This is a genomic window from Methylobacterium sp. 88A (genome assembly GCF_000376345.1).
Taxonomy (GTDB): domain Bacteria; phylum Pseudomonadota; class Alphaproteobacteria; order Rhizobiales; family Beijerinckiaceae; genus Methylobacterium; species Methylobacterium bullatum.
Genome location: NZ_AQVT01000001.1, coordinates 1,614,170 through 1,638,653 on the forward strand (window position 1 = coordinate 1,614,170; position 24,484 = coordinate 1,638,653).

Annotated in this window: 26 protein-coding genes and 1 tRNA gene; 13 read left to right on the forward strand and 14 right to left on the reverse strand. The window is 69.3% G+C overall.

Annotated features, from left to right (window positions below; all coding sequences use genetic code 11):
- Positions 1–41 precede the first annotated feature (41 nt).
- The 5 genes from ihfB to A3OM_RS0107725 all read left to right on the forward strand — a co-directional run bounded on the left by ihfB (position 42) and on the right by A3OM_RS0107725 (position 2,996).
- Positions 42–362: an integration host factor subunit beta gene (gene ihfB / locus A3OM_RS0107705; protein WP_018043161.1), complete on the forward strand. Its 321-nt coding sequence runs from the start codon at positions 42–44 to the stop codon at positions 360–362.
- A 40-nt stretch (positions 363–402) separates the two neighbouring features.
- Complete coding sequence (locus A3OM_RS0107710) at positions 403–774, forward strand: lipopolysaccharide assembly protein LapA domain-containing protein (protein WP_018043162.1); 372 nt, start codon at positions 403–405, stop codon at positions 772–774.
- A gap of 7 nt (positions 775–781) precedes the next feature.
- Positions 782–1,426, forward strand: a complete 645-nt coding sequence (locus A3OM_RS0107715; protein WP_018043163.1) for a phosphoribosylanthranilate isomerase — start codon at positions 782–784, stop codon at positions 1,424–1,426.
- Between the two features lie 135 nt (positions 1,427–1,561).
- On the forward strand, positions 1,562–2,803 hold the full coding sequence (gene trpB, locus A3OM_RS0107720) for a tryptophan synthase subunit beta (protein WP_018043164.1): 1,242 nt from the start codon (positions 1,562–1,564) through the stop codon (positions 2,801–2,803).
- A gap of 116 nt (positions 2,804–2,919) precedes the next feature.
- Positions 2,920–2,996, forward strand: a tRNA-Met gene (locus A3OM_RS0107725).
- A 79-nt stretch (positions 2,997–3,075) separates the two neighbouring features.
- Here A3OM_RS0107725 and A3OM_RS0107730 read toward each other — a convergent pair.
- From A3OM_RS0107730 to A3OM_RS0107740, 3 genes are all read right to left on the reverse strand, one after another.
- On the reverse strand, positions 3,076–3,969 hold the full coding sequence (locus tag A3OM_RS0107730; protein ID WP_018043165.1) for an NAD(+)/NADH kinase: 894 nt from the start codon (positions 3,967–3,969) through the stop codon (positions 3,076–3,078).
- A gap of 105 nt (positions 3,970–4,074) precedes the next feature.
- Complete coding sequence (locus A3OM_RS0107735; protein ID WP_018043166.1) at positions 4,075–5,058, reverse strand: SPFH domain-containing protein; 984 nt, start codon at positions 5,056–5,058, stop codon at positions 4,075–4,077.
- A gap of 17 nt (positions 5,059–5,075) precedes the next feature.
- Positions 5,076–5,801 carry an NUDIX domain-containing protein gene (locus A3OM_RS0107740; RefSeq protein WP_018043167.1) on the reverse strand — a complete coding sequence of 242 codons (726 nt, stop codon included), beginning with the start codon at positions 5,799–5,801 and terminating at the stop codon, positions 5,076–5,078.
- 299 nt (positions 5,802–6,100) lie between these two features.
- Here A3OM_RS0107740 and A3OM_RS0107745 point away from each other — a divergent pair, with 299 nt between their 5' ends.
- Genes A3OM_RS0107745 through hpxZ form a run of 3 tightly spaced genes read left to right on the forward strand, consistent with a single transcriptional unit; the run spans position 6,101 to position 8,090 of the window.
- Entirely contained in the window at positions 6,101–6,298 is a 198-nt protein-coding gene (locus tag A3OM_RS0107745) for a DUF4089 domain-containing protein (RefSeq protein ID WP_156465785.1), read from the forward strand.
- A gap of 8 nt (positions 6,299–6,306) precedes the next feature.
- Positions 6,307–7,701, forward strand: coding sequence for an AtzE family amidohydrolase (locus A3OM_RS0107750; protein WP_018043169.1), 1,395 nt, complete (start codon positions 6,307–6,309; stop codon positions 7,699–7,701).
- An 8-nt stretch (positions 7,702–7,709) separates the two neighbouring features.
- The gene (gene hpxZ / locus A3OM_RS0107755; protein ID WP_018043170.1) at positions 7,710–8,090 is read left to right on the forward strand and encodes an oxalurate catabolism protein HpxZ; all 381 of its coding nucleotides are present in this window, start codon (positions 7,710–7,712) and stop codon (positions 8,088–8,090) included.
- An 85-nt stretch (positions 8,091–8,175) separates the two neighbouring features.
- On the opposite strand, the gene A3OM_RS0107760 is transcribed toward hpxZ, so the two are convergent.
- The 4 genes from A3OM_RS0107760 to A3OM_RS0107775 form a co-directional block, all read right to left on the reverse strand.
- The gene (locus A3OM_RS0107760) at positions 8,176–8,772 is read right to left on the reverse strand and encodes a hypothetical protein (protein ID WP_018043171.1); all 597 of its coding nucleotides are present in this window, start codon (positions 8,770–8,772) and stop codon (positions 8,176–8,178) included.
- A 42-nt stretch (positions 8,773–8,814) separates the two neighbouring features.
- A complete protein-coding gene (locus A3OM_RS0107765) occupies positions 8,815–10,245 on the reverse strand; it encodes a protein adenylyltransferase SelO (protein WP_018043172.1) in 1,431 nt (476 codons plus the stop codon).
- A gap of 99 nt (positions 10,246–10,344) precedes the next feature.
- Positions 10,345–10,839, reverse strand: a complete 495-nt coding sequence (locus A3OM_RS0107770; protein WP_018043173.1) for a hypothetical protein — start codon at positions 10,837–10,839, stop codon at positions 10,345–10,347.
- A 198-nt stretch (positions 10,840–11,037) separates the two neighbouring features.
- Positions 11,038–12,726, reverse strand: a complete 1,689-nt coding sequence (locus tag A3OM_RS0107775) for a methyl-accepting chemotaxis protein (RefSeq protein ID WP_026175824.1) — start codon at positions 12,724–12,726, stop codon at positions 11,038–11,040.
- 327 nt (positions 12,727–13,053) lie between these two features.
- Here A3OM_RS0107775 and A3OM_RS0107780 point away from each other — a divergent pair, with 327 nt between their 5' ends.
- Positions 13,054–14,043 carry a KpsF/GutQ family sugar-phosphate isomerase gene (locus tag A3OM_RS0107780; RefSeq protein ID WP_018043175.1) on the forward strand — a complete coding sequence of 330 codons (990 nt, stop codon included), beginning with the start codon at positions 13,054–13,056 and terminating at the stop codon, positions 14,041–14,043.
- Between the two features lie 85 nt (positions 14,044–14,128).
- Here A3OM_RS0107780 and A3OM_RS0107785 read toward each other — a convergent pair whose 3' ends face one another.
- Positions 14,129–14,782, reverse strand: a complete 654-nt coding sequence (locus tag A3OM_RS0107785) for a TetR/AcrR family transcriptional regulator (RefSeq protein WP_018043176.1) — start codon at positions 14,780–14,782, stop codon at positions 14,129–14,131.
- Between the two features lie 39 nt (positions 14,783–14,821).
- Here A3OM_RS0107785 and A3OM_RS0107790 point away from each other — a divergent pair, with 39 nt between their 5' ends.
- From A3OM_RS0107790 to mutL, 3 genes are all read left to right on the forward strand, one after another.
- A complete protein-coding gene (locus tag A3OM_RS0107790; protein ID WP_018043177.1) occupies positions 14,822–15,271 on the forward strand; it encodes an abscisic acid-deficient protein Aba4 family protein in 450 nt (149 codons plus the stop codon).
- Positions 15,268–16,092, forward strand: a complete 825-nt coding sequence (locus A3OM_RS0107795; protein WP_018043178.1) for a hypothetical protein — start codon at positions 15,268–15,270, stop codon at positions 16,090–16,092. The genes A3OM_RS0107790 and A3OM_RS0107795 overlap by 4 nt, the downstream gene beginning before the upstream one ends.
- Before the next feature lie 71 nt (positions 16,093–16,163).
- Positions 16,164–18,116 carry a DNA mismatch repair endonuclease MutL gene (gene mutL / locus A3OM_RS0107800; RefSeq protein ID WP_018043179.1) on the forward strand — a complete coding sequence of 651 codons (1,953 nt, stop codon included), beginning with the start codon at positions 16,164–16,166 and terminating at the stop codon, positions 18,114–18,116.
- A 4-nt stretch (positions 18,117–18,120) separates the two neighbouring features.
- Here the strand turns inward: mutL and A3OM_RS0107805 are convergent, their stop codons facing one another.
- On the reverse strand, positions 18,121–18,732 hold the full coding sequence (locus A3OM_RS0107805) for an NAD(P)H-dependent oxidoreductase (protein ID WP_018043180.1): 612 nt from the start codon (positions 18,730–18,732) through the stop codon (positions 18,121–18,123).
- 76 nt (positions 18,733–18,808) lie between these two features.
- Here A3OM_RS0107805 and A3OM_RS0107810 point away from each other — a divergent pair, with 76 nt between their 5' ends.
- Positions 18,809–19,213 (forward strand): helix-turn-helix domain-containing protein, encoded by a 405-nt coding sequence (locus A3OM_RS0107810; RefSeq protein ID WP_026175825.1) that lies wholly within the window; start codon positions 18,809–18,811, stop codon positions 19,211–19,213.
- Positions 19,214–19,218: 5 nt separating this feature from the next.
- Here the strand turns inward: A3OM_RS0107810 and A3OM_RS25765 are convergent, their stop codons facing one another.
- The 5 genes from A3OM_RS25765 to A3OM_RS23650 all read right to left on the reverse strand — a co-directional run bounded on the left by A3OM_RS25765 (position 19,219) and on the right by A3OM_RS23650 (position 24,363).
- Positions 19,219–19,683: a hypothetical protein gene (locus A3OM_RS25765; protein WP_157196457.1), complete on the reverse strand. Its 465-nt coding sequence runs from the start codon at positions 19,681–19,683 to the stop codon at positions 19,219–19,221.
- Positions 19,684–19,738: 55 nt separating this feature from the next.
- A complete protein-coding gene (locus A3OM_RS23645; protein WP_026175826.1) occupies positions 19,739–20,095 on the reverse strand; it encodes a hypothetical protein in 357 nt (118 codons plus the stop codon).
- A 299-nt stretch (positions 20,096–20,394) separates the two neighbouring features.
- Positions 20,395–21,528, reverse strand: a complete 1,134-nt coding sequence (locus tag A3OM_RS0107825; RefSeq protein WP_018043183.1) for a spore photoproduct lyase family protein — start codon at positions 21,526–21,528, stop codon at positions 20,395–20,397.
- A 58-nt stretch (positions 21,529–21,586) separates the two neighbouring features.
- Positions 21,587–22,144 (reverse strand): 16S rRNA (guanine(966)-N(2))-methyltransferase RsmD, encoded by a 558-nt coding sequence (gene rsmD, locus A3OM_RS0107830; protein WP_018043184.1) that lies wholly within the window; start codon positions 22,142–22,144, stop codon positions 21,587–21,589.
- On the reverse strand, positions 22,141–24,363 hold the full coding sequence (locus A3OM_RS23650) for a pseudouridine synthase (protein ID WP_018043185.1): 2,223 nt from the start codon (positions 24,361–24,363) through the stop codon (positions 22,141–22,143). Before A3OM_RS23650 ends, rsmD begins: the two co-directional genes overlap by 4 nt.
- Between the last annotated feature and the right edge of the window lie 121 nt (positions 24,364–24,484).

The window sequence follows — 24,484 nt, forward strand, 5'->3', positions numbered from 1 at the left end:
CAGGGGTGCCGGAACCGCATGAAGTCAGGGAAGACCGCCGCATGATCAAGTCGGAGCTCGTGCTCAGGATCGCAGAGCAGAACCCGCATCTCTACCAGCGCGACGTGGAAACCCTGGTGAAGGCGATCCTCGACACGATCGCCGAGGCGTTGGCGCGCGGCGACCGTGTCGAACTGCGGGGCTTCGGCGCCTTCTCGGTCAAGCGCCGCGATGCGCGACGGGGGCGCAACCCGCGCACCGGTGAGCCCGTTGCCGTCTCCGAGAAGGCCATCCCCGTGTTCAAGACGGGCAAGGAGATGCGCCAGCGACTCAATGAGGCCGGGATCGGCGCCGAGGAGCCCTCCGAAAGCGAGGAATCCTGAACGCCATGCACAGCCTCGTCCCATCGACCGGAGTGTCTCGATGATCCGCTTCCTCAAGGGTTTGATCCTGCTTCCCGTGGCGATCGTGGTCGTCGCCCTGGCCGTCGCCAATCGGGAGGTCGTCCGCCTGTCCTTCGATCCGTTCACGACGGACACGCCGGCCTTCAGCCTGCCGCTGCCGCTCTACGTCCTCATCTTCGCTTCCGTCGCCATCGGCATCCTCTGCGGCGGCATCGGCACGTGGCTGGGCCAGTCGAGCACACGGCGGACGAGCGCGGCCCGCCGCCGCGAGATCCGGCGCCTGGAGGGCGAGACCGAGCGTCTGAAGTCGCGTGTCGCGGCGAGCGAGCCCGCTCCGGCCGAGCGTTATCCCGGCCTCGACAGCCGCGTCGCGCTCCCCGCGCCGCGTTAGAGCCGTCATGCCGTCCATCCGCGTCAAGATCTGCGGGCTGAGCGCGCCCGACACTCTCGACGCGGCGCTCTCGGCCGGGGCCGACCTCGTCGGCTTCGTGCATTTCCCCAAGAGCCCGCGCCATGTCCCGCTGGAGACGGCGCGTTTGCTGTCGGACCGGGCGAAGGGCAGGGCGGAGCGGGTCGTCCTCCTCGTCGATCCCGACGATGCCCTGATCGATGCGGCCGTTGGCACCGTCGATCCGGACTGGATCCAGCTCCACGGACACGAGACGCCCGAGCGGGTCGCGGCGATCCGCGATCGCAGTGGTCGCCCCGTGATGAAGGCGCTCGGCGTCTCGACGCCCTCGGACCTCGCCGCCATCGCCGCGTACGAGGCAGCCGACCGCATACTCCTCGACGCCAAGCCGCCGCCGGATGCGGCACTTCCCGGCGGCAACGGCCTCGCCTTCGATTGGGATCTTCTCGCAGGAAAAACCCTGCCGGCGGGGACGATGCTCTCGGGCGGTCTCACCCCGGAGAACCTCGCCGAAGCCCTCGCCCGCACGGGCCTGCGCGCCGTCGACGTCTCCTCGGGCGTCGAGACGCGACCGGGAGAGAAGAGCACGGAACGCATCGCCGCCTTCATCGCGGCGGTTCGGGCCTACGAATAGGGTCCGATTTCACAAATCGACGCGTTCGCCGCATTGTAGACGCCCCCCACGCGGGTCTAGGCATTGGCGCAACCCAATACCGAACGCACAGGCCCGGCGGAGACTCGCCGGCCGAAGACGCGAAGGACGACAACCGTGACCATCGCCCCCTCTCCGAACTCGTTCCGCAACGGACCGGACGAGCGCGGCCGCTTCGGCATCTTCGGCGGTCGCTTCGTCGCCGAGACGCTGATGCCGCTCATCCTCGATCTCGAGAAGGCCTATATGGAGGCCAAGGCCGATCCATCCTATCAGGAGGAGATGAACGGCCACCTGACCCATTACGTCGGCCGCCCGAGCCCGCTCTACTACGCCGAGCGAATCACCGAGCACTTACGGACGAAGTCGGCTCCGGGCCATGGCGCCAAGGTCTTCTTCAAGCGCGAGGAACTGAACCACACCGGCTCGCACAAGGTGAACAACGTGCTCGGCCAGATCATGCTGGCCCGCCGCATGGGCAAGCCGCGGATCATCGCCGAGACCGGCGCCGGTCAGCACGGGGTCGCCACCGCCACCCTCTGCGCCCGGTTCGGCCTGAAATGCGTCGTCTACATGGGCGCCGTCGACGTGGCGCGCCAGGCGCCCAACGTCTTCCGCATGAAGATGCTCGGCGCCGAGGTGATCCCGGTGGAATCCGGCACCAAGACCCTCAAGGACGCCATGAACGAGGCGCTGCGCGACTGGGTCACCAACGTCGCCGACACGTTCTACTGCATCGGCACGGTGGCCGGACCGCACCCGTATCCGGCGATGGTGCGCGATTTCCAATCGATCATCGGTCGCGAGACCAGGGAGCAGATGCTGGAGATGGAAGGGCGCCTGCCCGACTCGCTCGTCGCCTGCATCGGCGGCGGCTCCAACGCCATGGGCCTGTTCCACCCGTTCCTCGACGACCGCGAGGTGGAGATCTACGGGGTCGAGGCCGCCGGCCATGGCATTGCCTCGGGCCTGCACGCCGCCTCCCTGTCCGGCGGAAAGCCGGGCGTGCTCCACGGCAACCGGACCTACCTGCTGCAGAACGAAGACGGTCAGATCGCCGACGCCCACTCGATCTCGGCCGGCCTCGACTATCCCGGCATCGGCCCCGAACACGCCTGGCTGCACGAGGCCAAGCGCGTCACCTACCTCTCGGCAACGGATTCCGAGACGCTGGAGGCGTTCAAGCTGTGCTCGATGCTGGAGGGGATCATCCCGGCCCTCGAGCCGGCCCATGCCCTCGCCAAGGTGTTCGAGATCGCGCCGACGAAGCCCGCCGAGCATCTGATGGTGCTCAATCTCTCGGGCCGTGGCGACAAGGACATCCCGCAGGTGGCCGAGATCCTGGGCACCCGCCTCTGACAAAACCGCGCCTGGGAGTGGCCAAGTCGCAAACTCCCCGTTGACACCCGAAGGCGGATTTCTTTATACCGCCGATCTCTTCAGGGGCGCCCGCACCGCGCGGGTTCCTTTGTTATGGCGGGGTAGCTCAGTTGGTTAGAGCAGAGGAATCATAATCCTTGTGTCGGGAGTTCAAATCTCTCCCTCGCTACCAAGAATTCGACCCGCTAAGTCTCTGACTTAGCGGGTTTTTCTTTGCGCACTCTCGCTCCGCCGAAACATCCCGGCGACGCCTAGCCGATGGCGAGATTGAGCGTGCGATCCGCCGGCGAGATTCTGACCTGGCGGCCCCATTCGAAGGCCAGGAAATCCTGCTCGATGCCGTCGGCGAAGACGACGCCGCCATCGTTCATGCGCGAGGTCACGAGAAGCCCGGCATCGGTCAGCTTGCCCGCGCGCAGCCGCGTGCCGCTGGCGACGCTCGGGAACGGCTCGCGCACCCAGTAGCCCACCGCCGCCTCCTCCGTGCCGAGGGGGACGGCGAGATGCGTCGCCTCGGCGATGGACCGCGCCCAGCCGGTCACCCCCGTACCGGACGCGACGATGAGCCCGCTGGAGGATTGATCCTCGGCCTCGCCCGCCGCTTCGACCCGGTAGCGCGCGGATTGGTGGCTGCGGTGCCCGACGAAGATCTCGTTCAGTGCGAACAGCGTCTCGCCATGGTCGAGCACGGCCTTGACCATGGTGCGCCGCTCCACCTGCGCCGCGCCGTTGACGCTCGCGGTGAGCACCTGCCCGAGCCGCTCGACGGCGACCCGGACGAGGATCCCGTCATAGAGGTCGGGCGCCGGGTTGACGCCGATCACGGGCTGCGCGCCGAGATACTTCGCGACATTGGCGACAAGCCCGTCCTGGCCCACCGCGACGACGACGTCGTCCGCGGCGAACAGGAAACGGTCGAGGTCGGCGCGCCCCACCAGGGCCTGGCGCCACTCCCCCGGTACCGAGGCCCGTGCCCGGGAGAGTACGGCGTGGAACCGTTCGTGCCGCTCGACCACATCCTCGAGTTTCTGCCCGCGGCTCTCGAGGAAGAAGCGCGCCTGCCCGCTCGTGGCGTGCCGAGCGATCAGGGCCTCGTAATCGGTCTCGCGGATGACGAAGACGGCGCGGTGGGTGAGGGCGGCCATGCTGAGCAGGTTTCACAAAAGTGGTCACCGGTTTTGTGTCTTAAAACCTGCGACATTTCAAAGATCTAAGCGAGGTGAAGCGGTGGCTTGCCGACGCGAACCTGCTTAGCGCGCCCCCACCATCGGACGGGCCTTGTGGAACTCACCCATCACGGCGGCGAGGAGATCGGGCGTCACGCTGACATGCTCGATCGTGTCGAGCTTGCCCGCCAGTTCCTGCGCGGCGAGGCCGAGCAGGATCGCGGGCGGCAGGTCGCGGTAGATCGCGACGCGCTGCGCCTCGGCCTGGACCTTGGCTCCCTCGACGAGGCGGATGCGCTCCGCTTCCGCCGTCGCCTCGACGCCCTGCGCCTCGGCCAGACCGGCGGCCCGGTTTCGCGCGTTCTCCGCCTCCTCGGAAATGAGGAGCTTCTCCCGGCGCGCCAGTTCCGTGCGCGTGGCGAGCTCGTTCTCGGCGATGGCACGCTCCTTCTCCACGGCGAGGGCGCGGCGGGAGAAGGTCGCCTCGTCGGCCTTCTGCTGCAGCGCCTCGAAGGTCGGGGTCTGCAAGGCGCGTTCGAGTTCGCTCGTGGGTGCGAGGTTGGTGAGCCGCACCGACACGGCGGCGACGCCGATCTCGGCCAGGGACTGGTCCGCCGCCAAGACGGCCTCCAGCCCCCCGCGCAGGGGCTCGGGGCCGGCATCGAGGATGGTGCGCACCGGCTTGCCGCCGAGATATTGCAGCACGGCCTGACTGGCGATGCCGGCCATGCGCGCCTCGATCTTTTCGATCGGCTCGCCCTGGAGCTTACCGGTGCGAAGGTCGATGGAGAAATCGATGCGGCTGGCCAGACGTTCCGGATCGATCACGTGCCAGCCGATCGTCCCCTGCACGGCGACGGCCTGGAAATCCTGGCTGCGGCCACGGACGAACAGCGTCATCTCGCGGTCGTCCATGGGCATCTCGGCGATGCTCGACGTCTCCGGGCGGAACCAGAAGACGAGGCCCCGGCCGCTCTGGCGGATGCGGCCCCGGCGATAGCGGATGACGTGGCTGCTCGCCTCGCTCCGCAATTGCGCGACCAGGCCGATGTTGCGGATCGATGCCATGGAAACCTCCTGTCGGGTCAGCGGGACGGTTGAAATCGGTAGAGTTCGGCGGGGCGGAACGACGTTCCGGCCTCGCGCGATCCGGTCGGCGCCAGCCAGCCCCGGTCGAGCATCCGGCGTCGGAAGGCCGGCTTGTTGAGCGTGGTGCCGAGAACCGCCTCGTGCACGTCCTGCAGCTGTCGCAGGGTGAAATGCTCGGGCAGGAGGGCAAAGCCCACATCCGAATAATCGAGCTTTCCGCGCAGGCGCAGCATGGCCATCGCCAGGATGTCGGCATGGTCGAAGGCGAGGGGCAGAACCTCACCCTTGGGCGACAGTGCCACCACGTCTCCGCCCGCCTCGCCCGACCAGGGCACCTCGATCCCGGCCGCCACGAGGGAGGGTGCGCGCTCCAAAGCCTCGGCGAGGGCCGCCTCCGGCAGGAGGGCGAGATAGGCCACGCTGACGATCCGCATGCGCGGATCGCGGGCGAGCGCGCCGAACGTGTAGAGCTGCTCCAGATGCACCCCGGTTATCCCCGCCTTCTCATGCAGGACATGGAGAGCGGCCGCATCGAGGGTCTGGTCGATCCCCACGAAGCCGCCGGGCAGCGCCCAGCGACCCGCATGCGGATGCTGTTCGCGTTTCAGCAGCAGCGCCGCCGGGCGGCCCTCGCGCAGGCCCAGCAGGACGAGATCGACGGCGAGGGCAGGGCGCTCGTAGGCGGTGGGATCGTACTCGGCCAGGAATTCGGTTTCGGTCACGGGCGAGCCTTATATGCGTTCTGCATCTTAGTTAGATGCAAATTGCATATAAGACAAGGACAGAGTTCGACGTCATCCGAAACGATGGTGAGGATCGGATGCCGTCGGGTCCGACTGACCCGTTTCGCCCGCTCTCACGATCTCAGGACGGCGGATGGGGAAAGACGCTCAACCTCCTAAAGACGGCCATGACGCACAGGGTGCTTCCGTGAGATCGTCACATAGTCCGGCCCGACCCTTGCTCCCCGGGATGCGACGGTTCCGCCGGATCGGGGTTTGAGGAGGAAGCCATGGCCGAGATGCCGAAGACCGAGCCCGTATCGGGTGGGCTCGATGCCTATATCGACGCCGCCTCCGCCCTCCTCGGCATTCCCCTCGATCCCGCCTGGGTCGCGGCGGTGGGCGCGAACCTCACCGTGCTTCAGGGCGCCGCCGGCCTCGTCGCGGGGTTTCCCCTGCCAGACGAGGCGGAGCCGGCTCCGGTCTTCGCGGCGTGAGCGGCGGTATGACCGATCCGAGCACGATGCACGCGGCCGACATCGCCGGGTCCGTCAGGGATGGGGCGATCAGCGCCCGCCTGGTGGTCGAGGCCGTGCTCGCGCGCATCGCGCGGGTGGACACGGCGGTCAACGCCTTCACCGACGTGCTGGCCGACCGCGCTCTGACGCGAGCCGACGCCGTCGATGCGGCACGGAACCGTGGGGACGCGCTCGGGCCGCTGGCGGGCGTGCCCTTCGCGGTGAAGAACCTCATCGACATCGCGGGCCTGCCGACACGGGCGGGCTCGAAAATCAACCGCGATCTCGCCCCCGCCGAACGGGACGGCGCCCTGGTGCGACGGCTCGAAGCCGCCGGGGCGATCCTCGTGGGCGGCCTCAACATGGGCGAGTATGCCTATGATTTCACGGGCGAGAACGTCCATGACGGCGCCACCCGCAACCCGCACGATCTCGGGCACATGTCCGGCGGATCGTCCGGTGGCTCGGGCGGCGCCATCGGCGCGGGCCTCGTCCCCCTGGCCCTCGGCTCGGACACCAACGGTTCGATCCGCGTCCCGTCCGCCTTCTGCGGCTGCTTCGGCCTGAAGCCCACCTATGGAAGGCTGACGCGGGCGGGGAGCTTCCCCTTCGTCGGCAGCCTCGACCATCTCGGGCCGATGGCACGCAGCGTCACCGACCTCGCTTTGTCCTACGATGCCATGCAGGGACCCGATCCGGACGACCCGGTGGCGACCACCCGCGCGCCCGATCACGCCATGCCGGGCCTCGGTGACGGCATCGGCGACCTGCGGATCGCCGTGGCGGGCGGATACTTCGCGCGTGGCGGCGATCACGAGGCCTTCGCGGCGGTGGAAACCCTCGCCGCCTCCCTGGGCGCCAAGCGCCGGGTGGAGATCCCCGAAGCCGCGCGGGCGAGGGCCGCCGCCTACCTCATCACCGCCGCCGAGGGCGCCGCCCTCCATCTCGACCGATTGCGCACGCGCGCCGCCGAGTTCGACCCGGCCGTGCGCGACCGGCTCATCGCGGGGGCGATGATTCCGGCTCCCTTCGTCGAGCGTGCCCAGCGCTTCCGCCGCTGGTACCGGGCGGCGATGCTCGACCTCTTCCGCGAGGTCGACATCATCCTGGCCCCCTCGACCCCGTGCCGGGCTCCGAAATCGGGTCAGGTCACCTTCGAGCTCGACGGGGTGACCCTGCCGGTGCGGGCGAATATCGGCGTCTTCACGCAGCCGATCTCGTTCATCGGCCTGCCCGTGGTGGCGGTGCCCGTGCGGGTCGATGACGGCCTGCCCCTCGGTGTCCAGGTCATCGCCGCTCCGTGGCGCGAGGATCTGGCGCTCCGGGTCGCGCGCCACCTGGAGAGGAACGGCGTGGTCTCCGCGCCGCATGCGAACCTGTGAGCGAGCCGATGGAGATCGATGCGCCAGACGTGCTCGCGGAAGTCGAGGCCGCTTTCGCGGCCTATGAAAAGGCGCTGACCGGCAACGACGTGGCGACCCTGGAAGCCCTGTTCCACGACGATCCCCGGACCATCCGCTACGGCGGGGCTGAGAACCTCTACGGCATGGACGCGATCCGTGCCTTCCGTCGCGCGCGCTCGCCGGCCGGGCTGGAGCGGACCCTGTCCGATACGGTGATCACCGCCTATGGGCGGGATACGGCCGTGGCGATGACCCTGTTCCGCCGCGAGGGATCGCCCGGCAAGGTGGGCCGGCAGAGCCAGACCTGGATCCGTTTTCCCGACGGCTGGAAGGTCGTCGCCGCGCATGTGAGCGTCATCGACGGATAGGCGCGGAGAGCCCTGGCCTGCCCCTCTCGCGGAAACCGCGCAGGAGAGTGTGCGTCCCAGCGACGTGCGGATAGGCCGCGCCTGTTCACGTCTCCTGAGGCGTCGTCTCGGTCACGACGCGGCGCAGGCGACCCTTGCGCTTCTCGTACTGGAACATCGAGGTCAGGGTCGGGTCGGCCGGATCCGATGCCGGGCTCATCGGTGCCGGCTCGGGCGCCGGTGCAGACTCGACCACCGGGGGGGGAGCCCTCCGTTCGAGTGCGAGGCGCACCACCTCGCGGTCGCGCAGAATGAGCGCCGTCATCGCGTTGTCGGCGGCCATCGTCGCGCCGGCGCCGTCACTGAACGTGATCGGCAGGGTCGCGGTGGTCGTGGCCGAGGATTCGAGCACGTCGAGTCCGAGCCCGACAAAGGAGGCCGCAAAACCGAAGGGCGACGGCAATCCCTTCGTCGAGGTGGCCAGCGCCCCCTGGAGACCGCGCACGATGTCGCCGCTCCAATGCGGCTCCGTCGCCGGTTCGGCCGGCAGGCCGAGATCGGAGAGATCCTCCACGCCACGGAGATCGCCGTTGGGAAAGCGGAACACGCCGTTGTCGTAGGTGGCCACTCCCTCGCCGAAGGAGCCCGCCGTGATCCGAATATCCGTCATCGTGTCGTCCTGGCGGACGTCGACCGCCGCCATCGCCCGAACCTACGCAGCCATGTGTCCGAAACAGGGCGTCGTTCAGGCGAGGGGAGCAGGCGCCGTGCCATAGGCCTCCGCCATCTGGGCGATGGCATCGAGCTTGGCATGGAGCGCCGACCAATCGTCCCGCTCGGCAATGGGATCCCACAGGGCCTCGACCTCCTCGATCAGCATCGTGCAGGGCTCGCGCCGCGCAAAATACGGGTGATCGAGCCGGATTCCCTCCACCGGGGACAGGGAAGCGAGGCTGGCCCGGACGGGGGCGAAATCCTCGCGCTCGTAGAAAGCGGAGGAGGGGCTCGCCGCAGCGCGGTCGGTGCTAGCGAGGCCGCCATACCAATCGAAGAACGTCTGCTCGAACGGCGCCCGGCTCTTCGCCAGGAAGCCCCAGAAGGCGGCGACGAACCGGTGCAAATCCGCCTCGTCCGCCGGCTTTGCCAGGCCCAGCCGGGCCAGGAGCGCCTCGGCGAAGGCATCCTGAAGGCTCGTCCCGAAGACCTTCAGCGCGCCTTCGAGGGCGTCGCGGTCGGCGAGCGGCATCAGGCATTCGGCGAGCCGGCTGAGATTCCAGAACAGCGCCTCGGGCTGGCGGCCAAAACTGTAGAGGCCATGGACGTCGAAATAGGCGGCGGTGAAGCCCGGGTCGCTGGTCGGCGTGAAGCGCCACGGACCGTAATCGAAGCTTTCGCCCGTGATGTTGATGTTGTCGGTGTTGAGCACCCCGTGGACGAAGCCCGCCGCCATCCACTGGGCCCCCGTGCGGGCGACCCTGCGACAGACCTCCTCCAGGAAGGCGACGGCACGGGGGGCGGTCTCGTCGCGCCAGGCCTCCGGCAGGTAGGTGCGCACCGCATGATCGAGGAGCTTCTCGATGTTGTGCGGCTCGTCCAGCGCCAGCAGGCGCTGAAAGCTGCCGATGCGGATATGGGAATGGCTGAGGCGCACCAGAACGCTGGACCGGGTGGGGGAGGGCTCGTCGCCCCGCTCCAGTTCCTCGCCGGTCTCGATGAGGCTGAAGGTCTTCGAGGTGTCGACGCCCAGGGCCTCGAGCATGGAGGTGGCGAGGATCTCGCGCATGCCTCCCTTCAGGGTGAGGCGGCCATCTGCCGTGCGCGACCACGGCGTGGTGCCGCTGCCCTTGGTGGCGAGATCGAGGAGGCGACCGTCAGCGAGGTCGTGAAGCTGGGCGAACAGGAAGCCGCGCCCATCGCCGAGATCGGCGTTGTAAGAGCGGAACTGGTGGCCGTGATAGCGCAGCGCCAAAGGCTGGGGCAGGCTGCCGGCGAGGGGCTGGAACCGGCCGAAACGCGCCACCCACGATTCGTCGGAAAGGTCGTCGAGCCCCACCCGCGCCGACCAGGGCCGGTTCCGGTAGCGCAGGATCGTCTTCGGGAAGTCGGCGGCGGCGACGACGTCGTAGAAATCGGGGCCGAGTTCGGCGTGCTTCGCGGCGGTGCGGGGTGATGGCATGGGCGGGCGCGGGTTCCTGCGAGGGCGGCCGGGATTCTAACGAGGGCAGGCCGGCGATGACAGCCGCCCCCGACCACGCGAGCGCCGATCGGAGAAGGGTCACGCACCTCCGAACCGCCGCTGCTCCGCCCGGCTCGCCAGGATGACGACCTTGCCGGGAAACCTCTCGATCAGGGCGAGGTTCCGGGCTCGCCTCTTGCGGTTCCAGGTCCACACGTAACGCAGGAACTCGGCGTCGAGCCGTTCCGGGCATCCCCGCGCCGCGTCCGGTCGGACCCGGCCATAGCTCGCCGCCAGGCGCCGGATCACGCGCGCCATCGTCAGCCAGGCCGGGAGATCGAGATAGACCAGGGTATCCGCCGCCTCGAAGCGCGGCCCGATGAGGTCCGTGTAGTTCCCGTCGATGATCCAGCGGGGGAGGGCCGCGAGGCGCTCGACTTCGGTACGGAACTCGGTGGCCGGCGCGGGCTCCCAGCCGGGACGAAAATAGGCCTGGTCGAGATGGAAGACGGGCAGGTCATGCGCGGCGCCGAGACGCCGCGCCAGTGTCGATTTCCCGCTTCCGGGCGACCCCATGACGATGACGCGCTGCATCCGAAAGGCATACCGCGCCGGGGGAGGATTTCGCCAGTCGACCTAGGGGCATCCGGCGCCGCGCCGTCGCCCTCCGATCCGAGTCGAAATGGGCGACACCGGAGGGCAATCGCCACGTGACGCTCGTGGCGAACCCATGAGGCGACCAGACCTGTCGCGGAGGGAGACGGCGCTCCCTCCGCGGGAGCCCGACCCCGGTCAGGCCGCGCGGATCGTGGCGAGGAAGCGGCCCAGCTCGGAGTTGAGATGTTCGGACTGGCGCGACAGCTCCGATGCCGCACCGAGCACCTGGCTGGCGGCAGCGCCGGTTTCCTCGGCGGCACCGGCCACGCCCGCGATGTTCACCGTGACCTCGCCCGTGCCGGCGGCGGCCTGGGACACGTTGCGGACGATCTCCTGCGTGGCGGCGCCCTGCTCCTCCACCGCGGCGGCGATCGTGGTGGCGACGGCGCTGATCTCCTGGATGCGGGTGGTGATGCCGCCGATCGCCGAGACCGCCTGATCGGTGGAGCCTTGGATCGAGGCGATATGGCCGCCGATCTCCTCGGTCGCCCTGGCGGTCTGGTTGGCGAGTTCCTTCACCTCGGCGGCGACGACGGCGAAACCGCGCCCCGACTCGCCGGCACGGGCCGCCTCGATGGTCGCGTTCAGGGCCAGGAGGTTGGTCTGGCCCGCGATGGCGCTGATCATCGTCACCACGTCGCCGATCTTCGCCACGGCGCTGTTCAGGTCCTTCACGAGCAGCGCGGTCCGCGCGGTTTCCTCGACGGCGACATGGGCCAGGCTGGCCGAGGCGCTGACCTGACGGCCGATCTCCTGCACCGACGAGCCGAGCTCCTCGGCCGCGGCCGCCACGGTGGTGACGTTCGAGGCGGCCTGTTCCGCGGCAGCGGCGACGCTGGTGGATTGCGCGGCGGTCTGCGTCGCGGTGCCGGCCATGCTCTGCGCGGTGGCCTGCAACTCCGTCGCCGAACTGGACACGGTCTGGATGATCCCGCCCACGGCGGACTCGAAGCCGTCGGCCATGGACCGCATGGCGGCCTTGCGCTGTGCTTCCGCGCCGGCACGGGCCAGGACGGTCTCGTCTTCCAGAGCCTTCATCCGGTGCAATCCGTCCTTGAACACCTGCACGGCGTCGGCAATGCGCCCGATCTCGGTCCTGGCGTTCTGGTGCGGGATGGTCACCGACAGGTCGCCGGCGGCGAGGGCCTGCATCGGCCGCACGACGGAATCGATGTCTCGGGTCACGCCGCGGATGATCAGGAAGGCGGACAGGACGGAGAGGAGGACCGCGACGACGATGGCGGCGATGCCCAGGGTCCGAGCCTGTTCGAAGACCGACTTGCTCCGCGCCTGAGCCTGATCCGCCCCGACATTGTTCAGGCTCACCAGCTTTTCGAGGGCGTCCGACATGCCCCGGCGGATGGTGATCCCCTTGGTCTCGTAGAACGAGAAGGCCTGCGCCTTCTCTCCGCTGCGGGACATGTCCAGGATGGTCTGGCGGATCGCGGCGAATTTGGCGGCCTCGCGCGTGAACGTCTCGTAGAGCTCGCGCTCTTCCGGTGACGCGATCATCCGCTCGTAGGCGACCTTCTTCTCGTCGATCCTCTTTCCGAACCGCACCAGGTCGCCCTCGATGGTCGTCAGCCTCTGGGGGTCGGTCTCCTGCGTATGACGCAGCATGACGCCGTTGTTGCGAGCCGTCAGAGTATCGATCTCGCCGAGGACACGAACGCTCGGAAGCCAGTTGTTTTCGATGTCGAGCGCCTGTTCGCGCATGCGCTGCGTACTGACGATCCCAAGCACTCCCAGACCAATGATGAACAAAGTAAGCAGGGAAAATGCCGTGATGAGCTTGGCACGAATCGAGCGAGTTTGGATCGACATGGAAACCTCTTCCTGACCGCGGCTCGCGACGATCAGCCTATACTTGGGATTTGACATTCCAGCCGAACGGTTAACGATCACTTGTTGCGATCGGAAATTTTTCAGCATCGGCGTAGTATAGTTCCATCCAGTGGGCAGCCTGGGACTCCTGCCGCCCACCCCCGATACCCTGGTCTCCGGCGCGCCGCCGCCGATACCGGTGCGCCGCGTCCCACGCGCCCAAGCCCCCATCCGACCACATTCGCCTTGCATAGGCGGCACGTCATGGCGCCGCGCGCGCCGGCGAAGGCGGGGATTGTCATGGGCGGTGCTGCAGCGGAGAAGCGGATGTCGCCCCCCGATGCCGGCCATGCGCCCGCCATCGCCTCGGCCCTGCGCACCATCGAGACCGAGCGCGAGGGCCTGCGCTGCCTGATGGAGGCCATCGGCAACGGGCTCGGCACGGCCTTCTCCGAGGCCGTCGCCCGGATCTCCGGCGCCAAGGGCCGGGCCATCCTCACCGGCATGGGCAAATCGGGCCATGTCGGCCGCAAGATAGCGGCGACCATGGCCTCCACCGGCACGCCGGCGCTGTATGTCCATCCGGCCGAGGCGAGCCATGGCGATCTCGGCATGATCCAGCCGGAGGACGTCGTCGTCGCCCTGTCATGGTCGGGCGAGACCACGGAACTCGCCAACATCATCGGCTATGCGCGGCGCTATCGGGTCGGCCTCATCGCCATCACGGCGAATGCCGGCTCGACCCTCGGGCGTGAGGCCGATATCTGCCTCACCCTGCCCAAGGCCCGCGAGGCCTGCCCCAACGGGCTCGCGCCCACCACCTCCACGGCGATGCAGCTCGCTTTGGGCGACGCCCTCGCCATCGCCCTGCTCGAGGCCCGCGGCTTCTCAGCCCGCGAGTTCGGCATCTACCATCCCGGCGGACGCCTGGGGGCCTCGCTCCGGCAGGTCCGCGAGGTGATGCATGCGGGCGACCAGCTGCCGGTCGTCCGGCGCGGCACGGGCATGCGGGCCGCCATCGCCGAGATCGACGCCAAGGGTTTCGGATCGGTGGTGGTGGTGGAAGAAGACGGCCGCCTCGCCGGCATCCTCACCGACGGCGACCTGCGCCGCAACGTGTTCAGAGCCGATCTCGACAGCCTCGTCGTCGAGGCGCTGATGAGCGTCCGGCCGCGCACCGTGAGCCCGGAGACCCTTCTCGCCAAGGCCCTGGAAATCCAAGAATCGATGAAGATCACCTCGTTGATCGTCGTCGAGAACGAGCGCCCCGTGGGCCTCGTCCATTATCACGACCTGCTGCGGGCCGGGGTCGCCTGACGCCGGGCCCAGCTCGGCGAAATCCCGAGCGGATCCACCACCGGTCTCGCGATGAGCGCGCGCGTCAGGCCGCGCTGGCTCGGCATCACACCGTCAGGCAGTCGAGGATAGGCTCCAGCATCGCATCGACGGCCCCACGCGCCGCCTCGGCCGGCCCCAGCGCACCGTCGAGGACGAGCCGGGCGAGACCATGGACCAGGGACCAGCAGGCGATGGCCTTCGGGTCCGGGGCGGTATGATGGGACACCGCCGGTAGCCCGTCATCCTCGAAAGCGGTTCCGGCCACCGCCGCTTTCAGGAGCCCGAAGGCGCGCCCGGCCGCAGAAGCATAAGCGGCATTGCCGGTATCGATCCGCGCACAGCGCCACATCGTGTCGAACTCGGCCGGATGGTCGAGGGCGAAGGCGACATAGGCCCGGCCCTGGCCACGGATGCGCCCGTCTCGGTCCGTCGCGGCGGAATCGGCAGCGGCCAGCGCGTCGCCCAGCATCCTAAAGCCCTCCGTCGCCACGGCGGTGAGCAACCCGCGCGCGTCGCCGAAATGATGCTGCGGGGCCGCCGGCGAAACGCCCGCGCGCCGCGCCGCCTCCCTCAGCGAAAATCCATCGATCCCGCGCTCGCGCAGGATGGCCGTCGTCGCCCGGATCAGGGCGGAACTCAAATCGCCATGATGATAGGCCGAGGGCTCTGCGGCTGCGACACCCTGCGGTGACTTGACAGTGTCAAGATGCTGGCTCATCCTCGATCTATACGATGTCAAGATAAGGTCGGGCAACACGTGATCCCCGCAGCGAGCCTGTTCTCCCTCTGCAGCACGATCGCCCTCTTGGGCTGGATCGCCCTCGCCATCGCGCTGTTCGCTCCCCGGCTCCGAAGGGCCACTTGGATCGGCACCGGCCTCGTCCTGCCGGCGTTCCTGGCGGTGGCCTATCTCGGTGCCCTGGCGGCAGGCCTGGCAGGCGGCGCGAAGGGCGGCTTCGACTCCATCGAGGCGGTCCGCGCCCTGTTCGCGAACGACCATGCGCTCACCGCCGGCTGGATCCATTATCTCGCCTTCGACCTCTTCGTCGGCACCTGGATCGCTCGCGCCGGGATCGGGGCGGGGATCTCGCCGCTGCTGCTCCTGCCCTGCCTCGTCCTCACCTTCCTGGTCGGCCCGGCGGGATTGCTCCTCGCCCTCGTCATCGGATTCAGCACCGGCAGGCTCGGAATGGAGACCCGGCCATGATCGCCTTCACCCTCGGCGGAGACGCTCCCCGCCCCACGGCACTCGCCCGGCTTCGGGCGGACGATCCCCTCCTCACCGCCTTCGGTCTGACCTGTCTGCTGACCGGCGCCGTCACCCTGGCACTCCCCCTTGTCGATGGGAGGCTCATCGATGGCGCCTTCGTCTGGGCGAAGACCGCGAAGTTCTTCGTTTCGGTCGGTGTGTACGCCCTGACCTTCGCCTGGTTCACCGGCTATGTCCGGCCGGATCGGCGCCGCTCCCGCTCCCTGCGCACCGGCCGGCTCCTGCTCATCATCGCGGGCGGGTTCGAGCTCGCCTACATCATCCTGCAGGCGGCGCGGGCCGAGGCCTCGCATTTCAACGACGGCGATCCGCTGCACGCGTCCCTCTACGCCCTGATGGGGATCATGGCGCTCACCCTGCTCGCTGCCAAGATTCCCCTGGCCATCGCGGTGGCGGTCCGGCCACGTCCCGGCCTCGAGCCGAGCCTGCGCCTGGCGGTCATTTTCGGCCTCGCGACGACGGTGATCCTCGGGGCCGCCACCGGCATCGCCCTCAGCGCCAACCATGGCCATGCGGTCGGCCCGACCGGTGCGAGCCTGCCCCTGCTCGGCTGGAACCGGGCGGGCGGCGACCTGAGGATCGCGCATTTCCTCGGCATGCATGGGGAACAGATCGTGCCGCTCGCCGCCGCCTCCTTCATCGCCCTCGGCCTGCCGAGGCGACGGGTGCTCGTGACCCTGGCGGCCTGCCTCCTCTGCGGTGTCATCGCGGGGGCCTGGGTCCAGGCGGGGCGTGGTCTCGCCTTTCCCTTCGGTTGATCGCGTCCTTCCCACCGCGATGACGTCGGCGGCGCTTTGAGGCGGCGGCGCGCTCGCCTATGGTCGGGGCAATGCCACCCGTGCTCCGCCCCGTCCGCCGCCTCGACCCGATCCTCGTGGACCGCATCGCCGCGGGCGAGGTGGTGGAGCGCCCGGCCTCCGCCGTGAAGGAACTGGTGGAGAACGCCATCGATGCGGGCGCCACCAGCATCGAGGTGACGATCGAGGCGGGGGGCCGCCGGCTGATCCGCGTGGTGGATGACGGCGCCGGCATGAGCGCCGACGATCTCGCCCTCGCGGTGGAGCGCCACGCCACCTCGAAACTTCCCGGTGGCGACCTGAGCCGCATCGAGTCCCTCGGCTTTCGCGGCGAGGCGTTGCCCTCCATCGGGGCGGTGGCCCGCCTCTCCCTCACCAGCCGCACCGCCGAGGCCGAGAGCGGATCGACCCTGGTGGTGGATGCCGGCGTCAAGGGCGAGGTCCGTCCCGCGCCGAGCCCGCGCGGCACGCGGATCGAGGTCACGGACCTGTTCTCGGCGACGCCGGCGCGGCTGAAATTCCTGAAATCCGACCGCGCCGAGGCGCTGGCCATCGCCGATGGGTTGCGGCGCCTCGCCGTGGCGCAGCCCCGGATCCGCTTCGCCCTCCGCTCCGAGAGCGGCAGCCCCCTCGTCTTTTCCGCCGAGACCGGCGACGACGCGGCCTTGCGCCGGCTCACGGCGGTGCTGGGGCCGGATTTCGGCGCGAGCTCGGCCCCCCTCCACATGGCGCGGGAGGGCTTCGCCCTGTCCGGCCATATCGGCCTGCCGAGCTACCATCGCGGCGCGGGCAACCAGATCCACTTCACCGTCAACGGCCGCCCGGTGCGCGACCGTCTGCTGCTGGGCGCCGTGCGCGGAGCCTATGCCGACACGATGAGTTCGGACCGTCATCCGGTGCTCGGCCTCGCCATCACCTGCGATCCCGCCCTCGTCGACGTGAACGTCCATCCCGCCAAGACGGAGGTGCGCTTCCGCGAGCCGGGCCTCGTGCGCGCCCTCATCGTCAGCGCCATTCACGAGACCCTGCGGCAGGTGGGAGCGCGCAATGCCAGCACCGGCGCGTCCCGCACCCTGGATGCCCTGCGCCCGGGCCATCCCTCATCGACGATGCGACCGGCGATGCAGGCGCATTCGGGTCGTGGCGCCTGGTCGGGCAGGGTGCCGCTTCCGCCGGGCCTGCCCTCGTTCGGCGCACCCGCCGGCCTCGCGCCGGCATCGTCCTTCGGGGCGCGCGGGGGCCTGTTCGAGGCCCCGCAAGCGGCGTTCGGCCGGCCGGAGACAGGGTTCGAGGAAGCAGGGCAGGCGCTGTTCTCCGGCGATCTCGCACCACCCGGCGCCGACCTGCGCCAGCCGGAGATCGAACCGCCCGACAGCGAGCATCCCCTGGGGGCCGCCCGCGCGCAGCTCCACGAGACCTACATCGTCGCCCAGACCCACGACGGGATCGTCCTCGTCGACCAGCACGCGGCCCATGAGCGCCTCGTCTACGAGCGGCTGAAGCGCGAGCGCGCCGCCGGCGGCATCGCCCGCCAGGGCCTCCTGATCCCCGACGTGGTGGAGATGGCGCCCCAGGACGCCGAGCGCCTGATCGCGGCCGCCCCCGACCTCGACCGTCTCGGCCTCACTCTGGAGGCCTTCGGCACCGGCGCCGTCCTCGTGCGCGAGGTTCCGGTGGCGCTGGCCGATTCGTCCACCCGCCATCTCCTGGAGGACATCCTCGACGCCCTCGACGAGAGCGGACTGGAGGAGGGGAGTGCGGACGGCACCGAGGGCGGCCCCCTCGGGCGGCGCCTCGACGCGATCCTTTCGCGCATGAGCTGCCATGGCTCGATCCGCGCCGGCCGGCGCCTGCGCCCCGAGGAGATGAACGCCCTCTTGCGCGAGATGGAGGCCACCCCGTTCGCCGGCACCTGCAACCACGGCCGCCCGACCTTCGTGGAACTGAAGCTCCACGATATCGAGCGGCTGTTCGGCCGGCGCTAGGCCTTCAGACGGCAGCCAGAGCGGAAGCCGCGTCGAGCGCCCCGGCGAGGGCCTTCTCGCGGGCCTCCGGACCGAGGGCGATCCCCTCGGCGATGACGAATTCCGGGTTGGTCACGCCGATGAAGCCGAGGACGACCCGCAGATAGGTCTCGGCATGCTCCGCCGAGGCGGCAGGGGACCCCGCACCGTAGAGGCCGCCGCGCGCCACGGCGACGATGACGCGTTTCTCCGGCACCAGGCCGACGGCGCCGCTCTCGGTGTATTTGAAGGTCTGGCCGGCCACGAGGATGCGGTCGATCCAGGCCTTGAGCTGCGTCGAGATCGTGAAATTGTAGAGCGGTGCGCCGATCACCACGATGTCGGCGGCCAGGAACTCCGCCAGCACCGCGCGGCCGAGCGCGACGTCGTTCTGGATGTCGGGCGTGTTGGTGGCGTTGGGCTGATGGCCCGCGAGATAGGCGCCAGAGAGATGAGGGATCGGCGTGGCGGCCAGATCGCGATAGGTCACCTCGAGATCGGGCGCTCCCGTGCGGAGACGGGCGACGATGGCGGCCGAGACGGCGCGGCTGACGGAATGCTCGCCCAGGATGCTGCTGTCGATGTGCAGAAGATTCATGTTCGATCCTCGGTATCAGAATGATACCGAGGCGCTATAGAGTACCGGAGCAGCGCTCGCACAAGGAGGCACATTCGTGGAACCCGGACACACGGAGGTAACCGAGGCACAGCCGATTCACCGCCCCGGCGATTGCCGGGTGGTCGGTACGGTCCTGGCGCGGGTCGGCGACAAGTGGAGCATCCTCGTGGTGATGACGCTCACGGACGGCCCCCGGCGCTTCAACGAATTGAAGCGGATCATCGGCGGCATCTCGCAGCGGATGCTCACCTTCACCCTGCGCGGCCTGGAGCGCGACGGCCTCGTCTCGCGCACGGTCACGCCGACGATCCCGCCCCGGGTGGATTACGAACTCACCGAGCTCGGCCGCTCGCTTCAGGTGCCGGTCCAGGCGCTCGGCTCCTGGGCCTTCGCGAACCTGCCCACGATCCAGGCCGCGCGGACCCGTTTCGACGCGGGCGCCGAGCCCGACGCGGCGTAAGTGTCTTATGCGGAATGGGGGCGGATCCCGCCGGCCAAACGGGGTGGGAACAAGCGCACGGTCGAGATGCGGGCCGTGGATGCCATGCCGGGCCCCATCAGTGCGGCCTTTGAGGCAGAGGCGTTCCGGCGATAGTGCTCCTCATCCACCACGTCGTCCTCATCACCCCTCATCACGCGCGCCTCATCTCGTTCGCACATCATGGCGAGGTTCGCGGCGCGCCGGAGCATCATCGCTTCGGAGAGAGTGACACCACCACCAATCTGCATTGCAAGATCAGCAAAAGAAGAGCACCAGCGACGTGCGGTGATGCTACGTCGATCGAAAGGCTCGCCATCGATCATAAGCTCGGATGCACCGACGATCTTGGTGATATCGTTCTTAGTAGCGCGGTTTTTAGTTACAAAATTACCATATTTACTCACAATTAAGACGTTTATTAGTATTATATCAGCAATGACATACCGCATACTGAATCAGATCGGGATATATTGCGATGCGCAGTGCTTTACCGCTCATCTTGGATCAATCTGCCTGAGTGTCTTCTTCGGCATCAGATGAAGGGGCGCCACTCCAGACGGCAGCGACGTCAAACAGCTTGCCAGGAACACTTGCTGACGGACGCACAATGGTATGCCCGTATTTCCGCATGATCGTTCCAACATACCGCCCAACGAATTGCTTAGCGGCGTTCAAACGCTTCAGATCAGTCCGCTCTAACGGCATCAGGACCGGCGACAAGACTGGGACCAGCGCCGTGACAGCCGGGAGGCCTTTTTCCGAGAGCGCACGGAACTCAGTGTAACGGTCGGGTGTGTCAATGAGGGCGATGAGGCGCTGACCAAGGTCAGTTTGGCCGAAATGCTCGAAATGGGTTTCCAAGACGTCCTCCTCATGCGGTCACCAAGATATGGGCTATCGCCAAATCGGCATCATTGAAGTTTTCGATCCCGCCATTCTGCGACTGCCTCAGTGGCGTATCGTGGACGTGACGAATGTCAGGACAACAAGACGGCGGCGTTCAAGCCCGGTCATGCCGCCTGCCGTAGCTCGACGCGGCACCGGCCGTCGATCTCGAGCGGAAGATAGAGGCAGGGCCTGAGCGGCGTGTCGAACCGCTCATCGATCCCGACACTAAGACCAGGGCGCTCGGAGGCTGACTCGCCGGGAAGACCGGCCGCTCAGGTCCAGTAAAGGATCCGCGCGAAGGGCAATTCGCGCGCGACGGCGGCGGTGATCGTCTCCCGCATGGTCCGCATGAGGTCGCGGGGATAGACGTATTTCACCGAACCGAACTTGGTGAGCTTGCGACTGCGCTCGTCCTCCCGCATCGGCAGGTCGGAGCCCGGATACCAGCCCTGGAGGACGTCCTTCGACCCCGGTGTGAACCGGTGCGTGATGAGCTCCACGGTGAGGTCGGGGTTGGAGACGTCGGACAGCGCCTCCGCCACCTCCCGCAGGAGCCCTCCATAGGCGTCCGGCCAATCGGGAACGGCGATGATCGGCGCGATGGTGAGCCCCACCGGGTAGCCGGCCCGCGCCATGGCGCCGAGCGCCTGCAGGCGGGCGTCGAGACTGGCGGTGCCGCCCTCGTAGCGCGCGGCGGCACGGGCGTTGAGGGAGAACCGCACGCGGGTCCGACCCCGATGGGGCAGGGCCAGGAGCGGCTCGACGGCGGCGAACTTCGTGGTGAACCGCAATTGCACCGCCGCGTCCCAGGCGCCGAAATGCGTGATCGCCGCCGACAGCGAGCCGGTCAGGTGCTCGATGCCGAGGGGGTCGGTGTAGCACGAGGCCTCGAAGGTGGTGCCCTCCTCGACACGGCCGGCATGGGCCGAGGTGACGCTGCCCTCGCCGAGATAGGCCGGCAGGTTCCCGAGGATCGCGTCGAGATTGGCATAGGCCCGCGTCACCGGCGGGCCGGAGAGGGAGCCGGCGAGGTAGCAATATTGGCAATGGGCCGGGCAGCCCTCCGCGAGATCGAAGCGCCAGTCGGCACTGGGCGGGATCGGCTGCAGGCGCAGCTTGCTCGGGGGCGCCACCACGATGGCGAGGGTGGCCTTCGCCTCGCGATAGGCGCGGCGCGGATCGTCGTCGCGCAGGCCCGTGAGGCGGTTGCTCGTCAGGCGCTCCACAGGGAGACCGAGCGCCTCGGCCCGCGCCAGCATCGCGCGGCCCTGGGCATGGTCCAGGGCCGCCGGCGTCACCAGGACACGGCGGGGCCGCCACAAGCGCGGGTCACGCGGAGCATCCGCCGTCTCGGCCTTCGCCGGGTCGGCCGTGACGGGATCGCGCGTGGCGTCATCGAGGACCATGCCGGGGCAACGCGGCGGCGATGCCCCGGGGTTCCCGGCGCGCGCGGGGGTCGCAGGCTCAGGCCTCGAAGCGCGAGAAAGCCAGGGCGGTGTCGCCGTAGACCCGCCGCTCCAATTCGGTGAAGCCGGGCGGCAGCGCGACATTGGCGCCCGCCGCCTCCTCCACCACCACAAGGGCGCCGGGGGCGAGCCACCCGCCATGGGATGCGCTCGCCAGCGCAGCCGGCGCGAGGTCGCGGTTGTAGGGGGGGTCGCAGAAGACCAGGGTGAAGGTCCCGCTAGTACCGGCCGGACCGAGCTTGGTCGCATCGCGGCGGAACAGCCGGGTCTTGCCGGCGCAGCCCAGGGCATCGATGTTCTCGCGGATCAGACCGCGCGCCTCCGCCCCCTCGTCCACCAGGAGGGCGTAGCTCGCCTCGCGGGACAGGGCCTCGAAGCTCAGCGCCCCGGTTCCGGCGAAGAGATCGAGGACCCGCGCGCCGGCCACCGCGTCGTCATACGCATGGGCGAGGACGTTGAAGAGCGCCTCGCGCAGTCGATCCGAGGTCGGCCGGATCGCGTCCGATTTCGGGGTGGCGAGGCGGCGTCCACGCAGGTCGCCGCCGACGATCCTCACCGCGAGCCGCCACGGGGCGGACGTCCGCCCCCGCCACCGGGCTTGCCGCCCGCACCACCGCCGCGATTGCCGAACCCACCGGGCTTGGCCGAACCGCCGGGACGGGAGGAACCGCCTGCCTTGAACCCGCCCGGCCTTGCGGCCCCGGCGGGCTTGCCCGATCCGCTGGGCTTTCCGAACCCACCGGGCTTGCCGAACCCACCGGGCTTGCCACCGGGCCGGAAGCCGCCGCGATCGGCGCCCGAGCGTTCGGCGCCGATGTCACGGTCGCCGCCCTGGCGGTCGTCGGAGCGGCCCTTAAAGCCCGCTCCCTTGAAGCCGCCGGGCTTGAACCCGCCCGGCCGGCCGCCGCCGGGACGATCGTCTCCGCCACGATTGAAGGCCGGCTTCTCGCTGCGGAATCCCGCCGGCTTGTCTCCACGCGGCTCGCCGCGATTGAAAGCCGGACGTTCCGCGCGGTCGTTGAAGCCGCCGCCATCGCGAGGCTTGAAGCTGCGGGGGCGCTCGTCGCCGCCACGAGGCGGACCGCGCCGCTCGGCGCCATCGGCGGGCCGCCCGAAACCGCCGCGCGGAGCATCTTCCCGGCGCGGAGCATCGTCCCGGCGCGGAGGCCTCGCATCGCTGCGCGGGGGCCTGGAATCTCCGTCGAACCGGCGCTGCGGCGGCCGGGCATCGGCCTCCTCGCGGCGGGCCGCCTTGGCATCGGATTGGCGCAGCGTCCGGACCGGGCGCTCGGCGCCGCCCGTCTCGTCACGCCGGGCACCGCGATCACGGCGATGCGGCTCGGGGGCCGGCTCCTGCGGGCTCGCCTTCAGGCGCTCCACCAGAACACGGCGCTCGCCGGTATTGATCGCGCCCACGCGCTCCCGGCCGCGAGCGGCGGAGGCCTCACGCTCGGCCTTGGGATCGGCGCCACGGCGGGGGATCTTGACCCGGCGCGCACCATCCTCCTGGGGTGCTGCCTCTTCGGCGCGCCAGACCGAGCGGCGGGGTCCGGCGCTGTTGCCGCCCGTGGGAACCCGTGCGGGTTCGGCGGGCCTGCGCAGGGGGCGGTCGCCGCCACGGTCGCGGTCGCCACCGCGCTCGCCGCCGCGCGGGGCGTCGTCGTAGCTGCGCCCGGCGCTTCGCGCCGCGGCGGCCGAGGCGCTGCGGGCGGGCTGCTTTGTCTGTTGCTGCGCGGGTTTCGGCGAACCGAACGGGGCGATCGGCTCACGGTTGGGGCTGGTGAAATCGACGCCGGCCTGGTCGGCGAGGGTCGGGCCGAGCTGCTCCTTGAGCACCTTGGTGCGGATCTCCTCGACGAGGCCCACTTCGAGGTCGCCGAGCTGGAACGGGCCGAAGGACAGGCGGATCAGCCGGTTCACGGCCAGACCCAGGTGCTCGAGGATGCGCTTGACCTCGCGGTTCTTGCCTTCGCGCAGGCCCAGCGTCAGCCACAGGTTGTCGCCCGAGGCCCGGTCGAGGACCGCGTCCACGGGGCCGTAATCCATGCCGTCGATGGTGACGCCCTTGCGCAGCTTGTCGAGCTCGGCCTGATTCGTGTCGCCATGCGCGCGGACGCGGTAGCGCCGCAGCCATCCGGTATCGGGATGCGCGATCACCTTGGCGAGGCCGCCATCGTTGGTGAGCAGCAGCAGGCCTTCGGTGTTGATGTCGAGGCGGCCGATGGCGACCACGCGCGGCAGGTCCTCGGGCAGGGCCTCGAAGACGGTCTGGCGCCCTTCCGGATCGCGTGCCGTGGTAACGAGGCCCCGCGGCTTGTGATAGATCCACAGCCGGGTCCGCTCGCGGGCGGGCAGGGGCTCACCGTCGACGGTGATCTCGTCCGCATCCGTCACGTTGATCGCCGGCGAGGTCAGCACCTTGCCGTTGAGGGTGACGCGGCCCTCGGCGATCATAACCTCGACGTCGCGGCGGGACGCGATGCCGGCGCGCGCGATAGCCTTGGCGATACGGTCGCCCTCGGGCGTCGCCGAATCGGAATCACCGGTGGCACCCGCCTCGACGGCCTTGGCCGCCGGCCGCGGCAACGCCGCCTTGCGGCGCAGGGGGGCGTCGCCGCCCCTGGCGGGCGCGGCCCGGCGCGGAGCCGGCTGCTCTTCGGCGGAAGGTCCGGGCACACCCGCATCGGTCGCCGGGGACCACGCTTGGCCGGAAACGTTGTTGGTCTCGGGCGCGTCCTCGGACCCGCCCGTCTGTTCGTCTGTCTTGTCGCTCATCCGAGCCCCATAACAGAGCGGAGGCGAGGTTGCGAGCGATTGCGCGTGGAGCGGCCCGCCCGCCGCGCAAGGGGGCGTTGCAGCCGCATACGAAAAAGGCGGCCTCCCGGCCGCCTTCTCT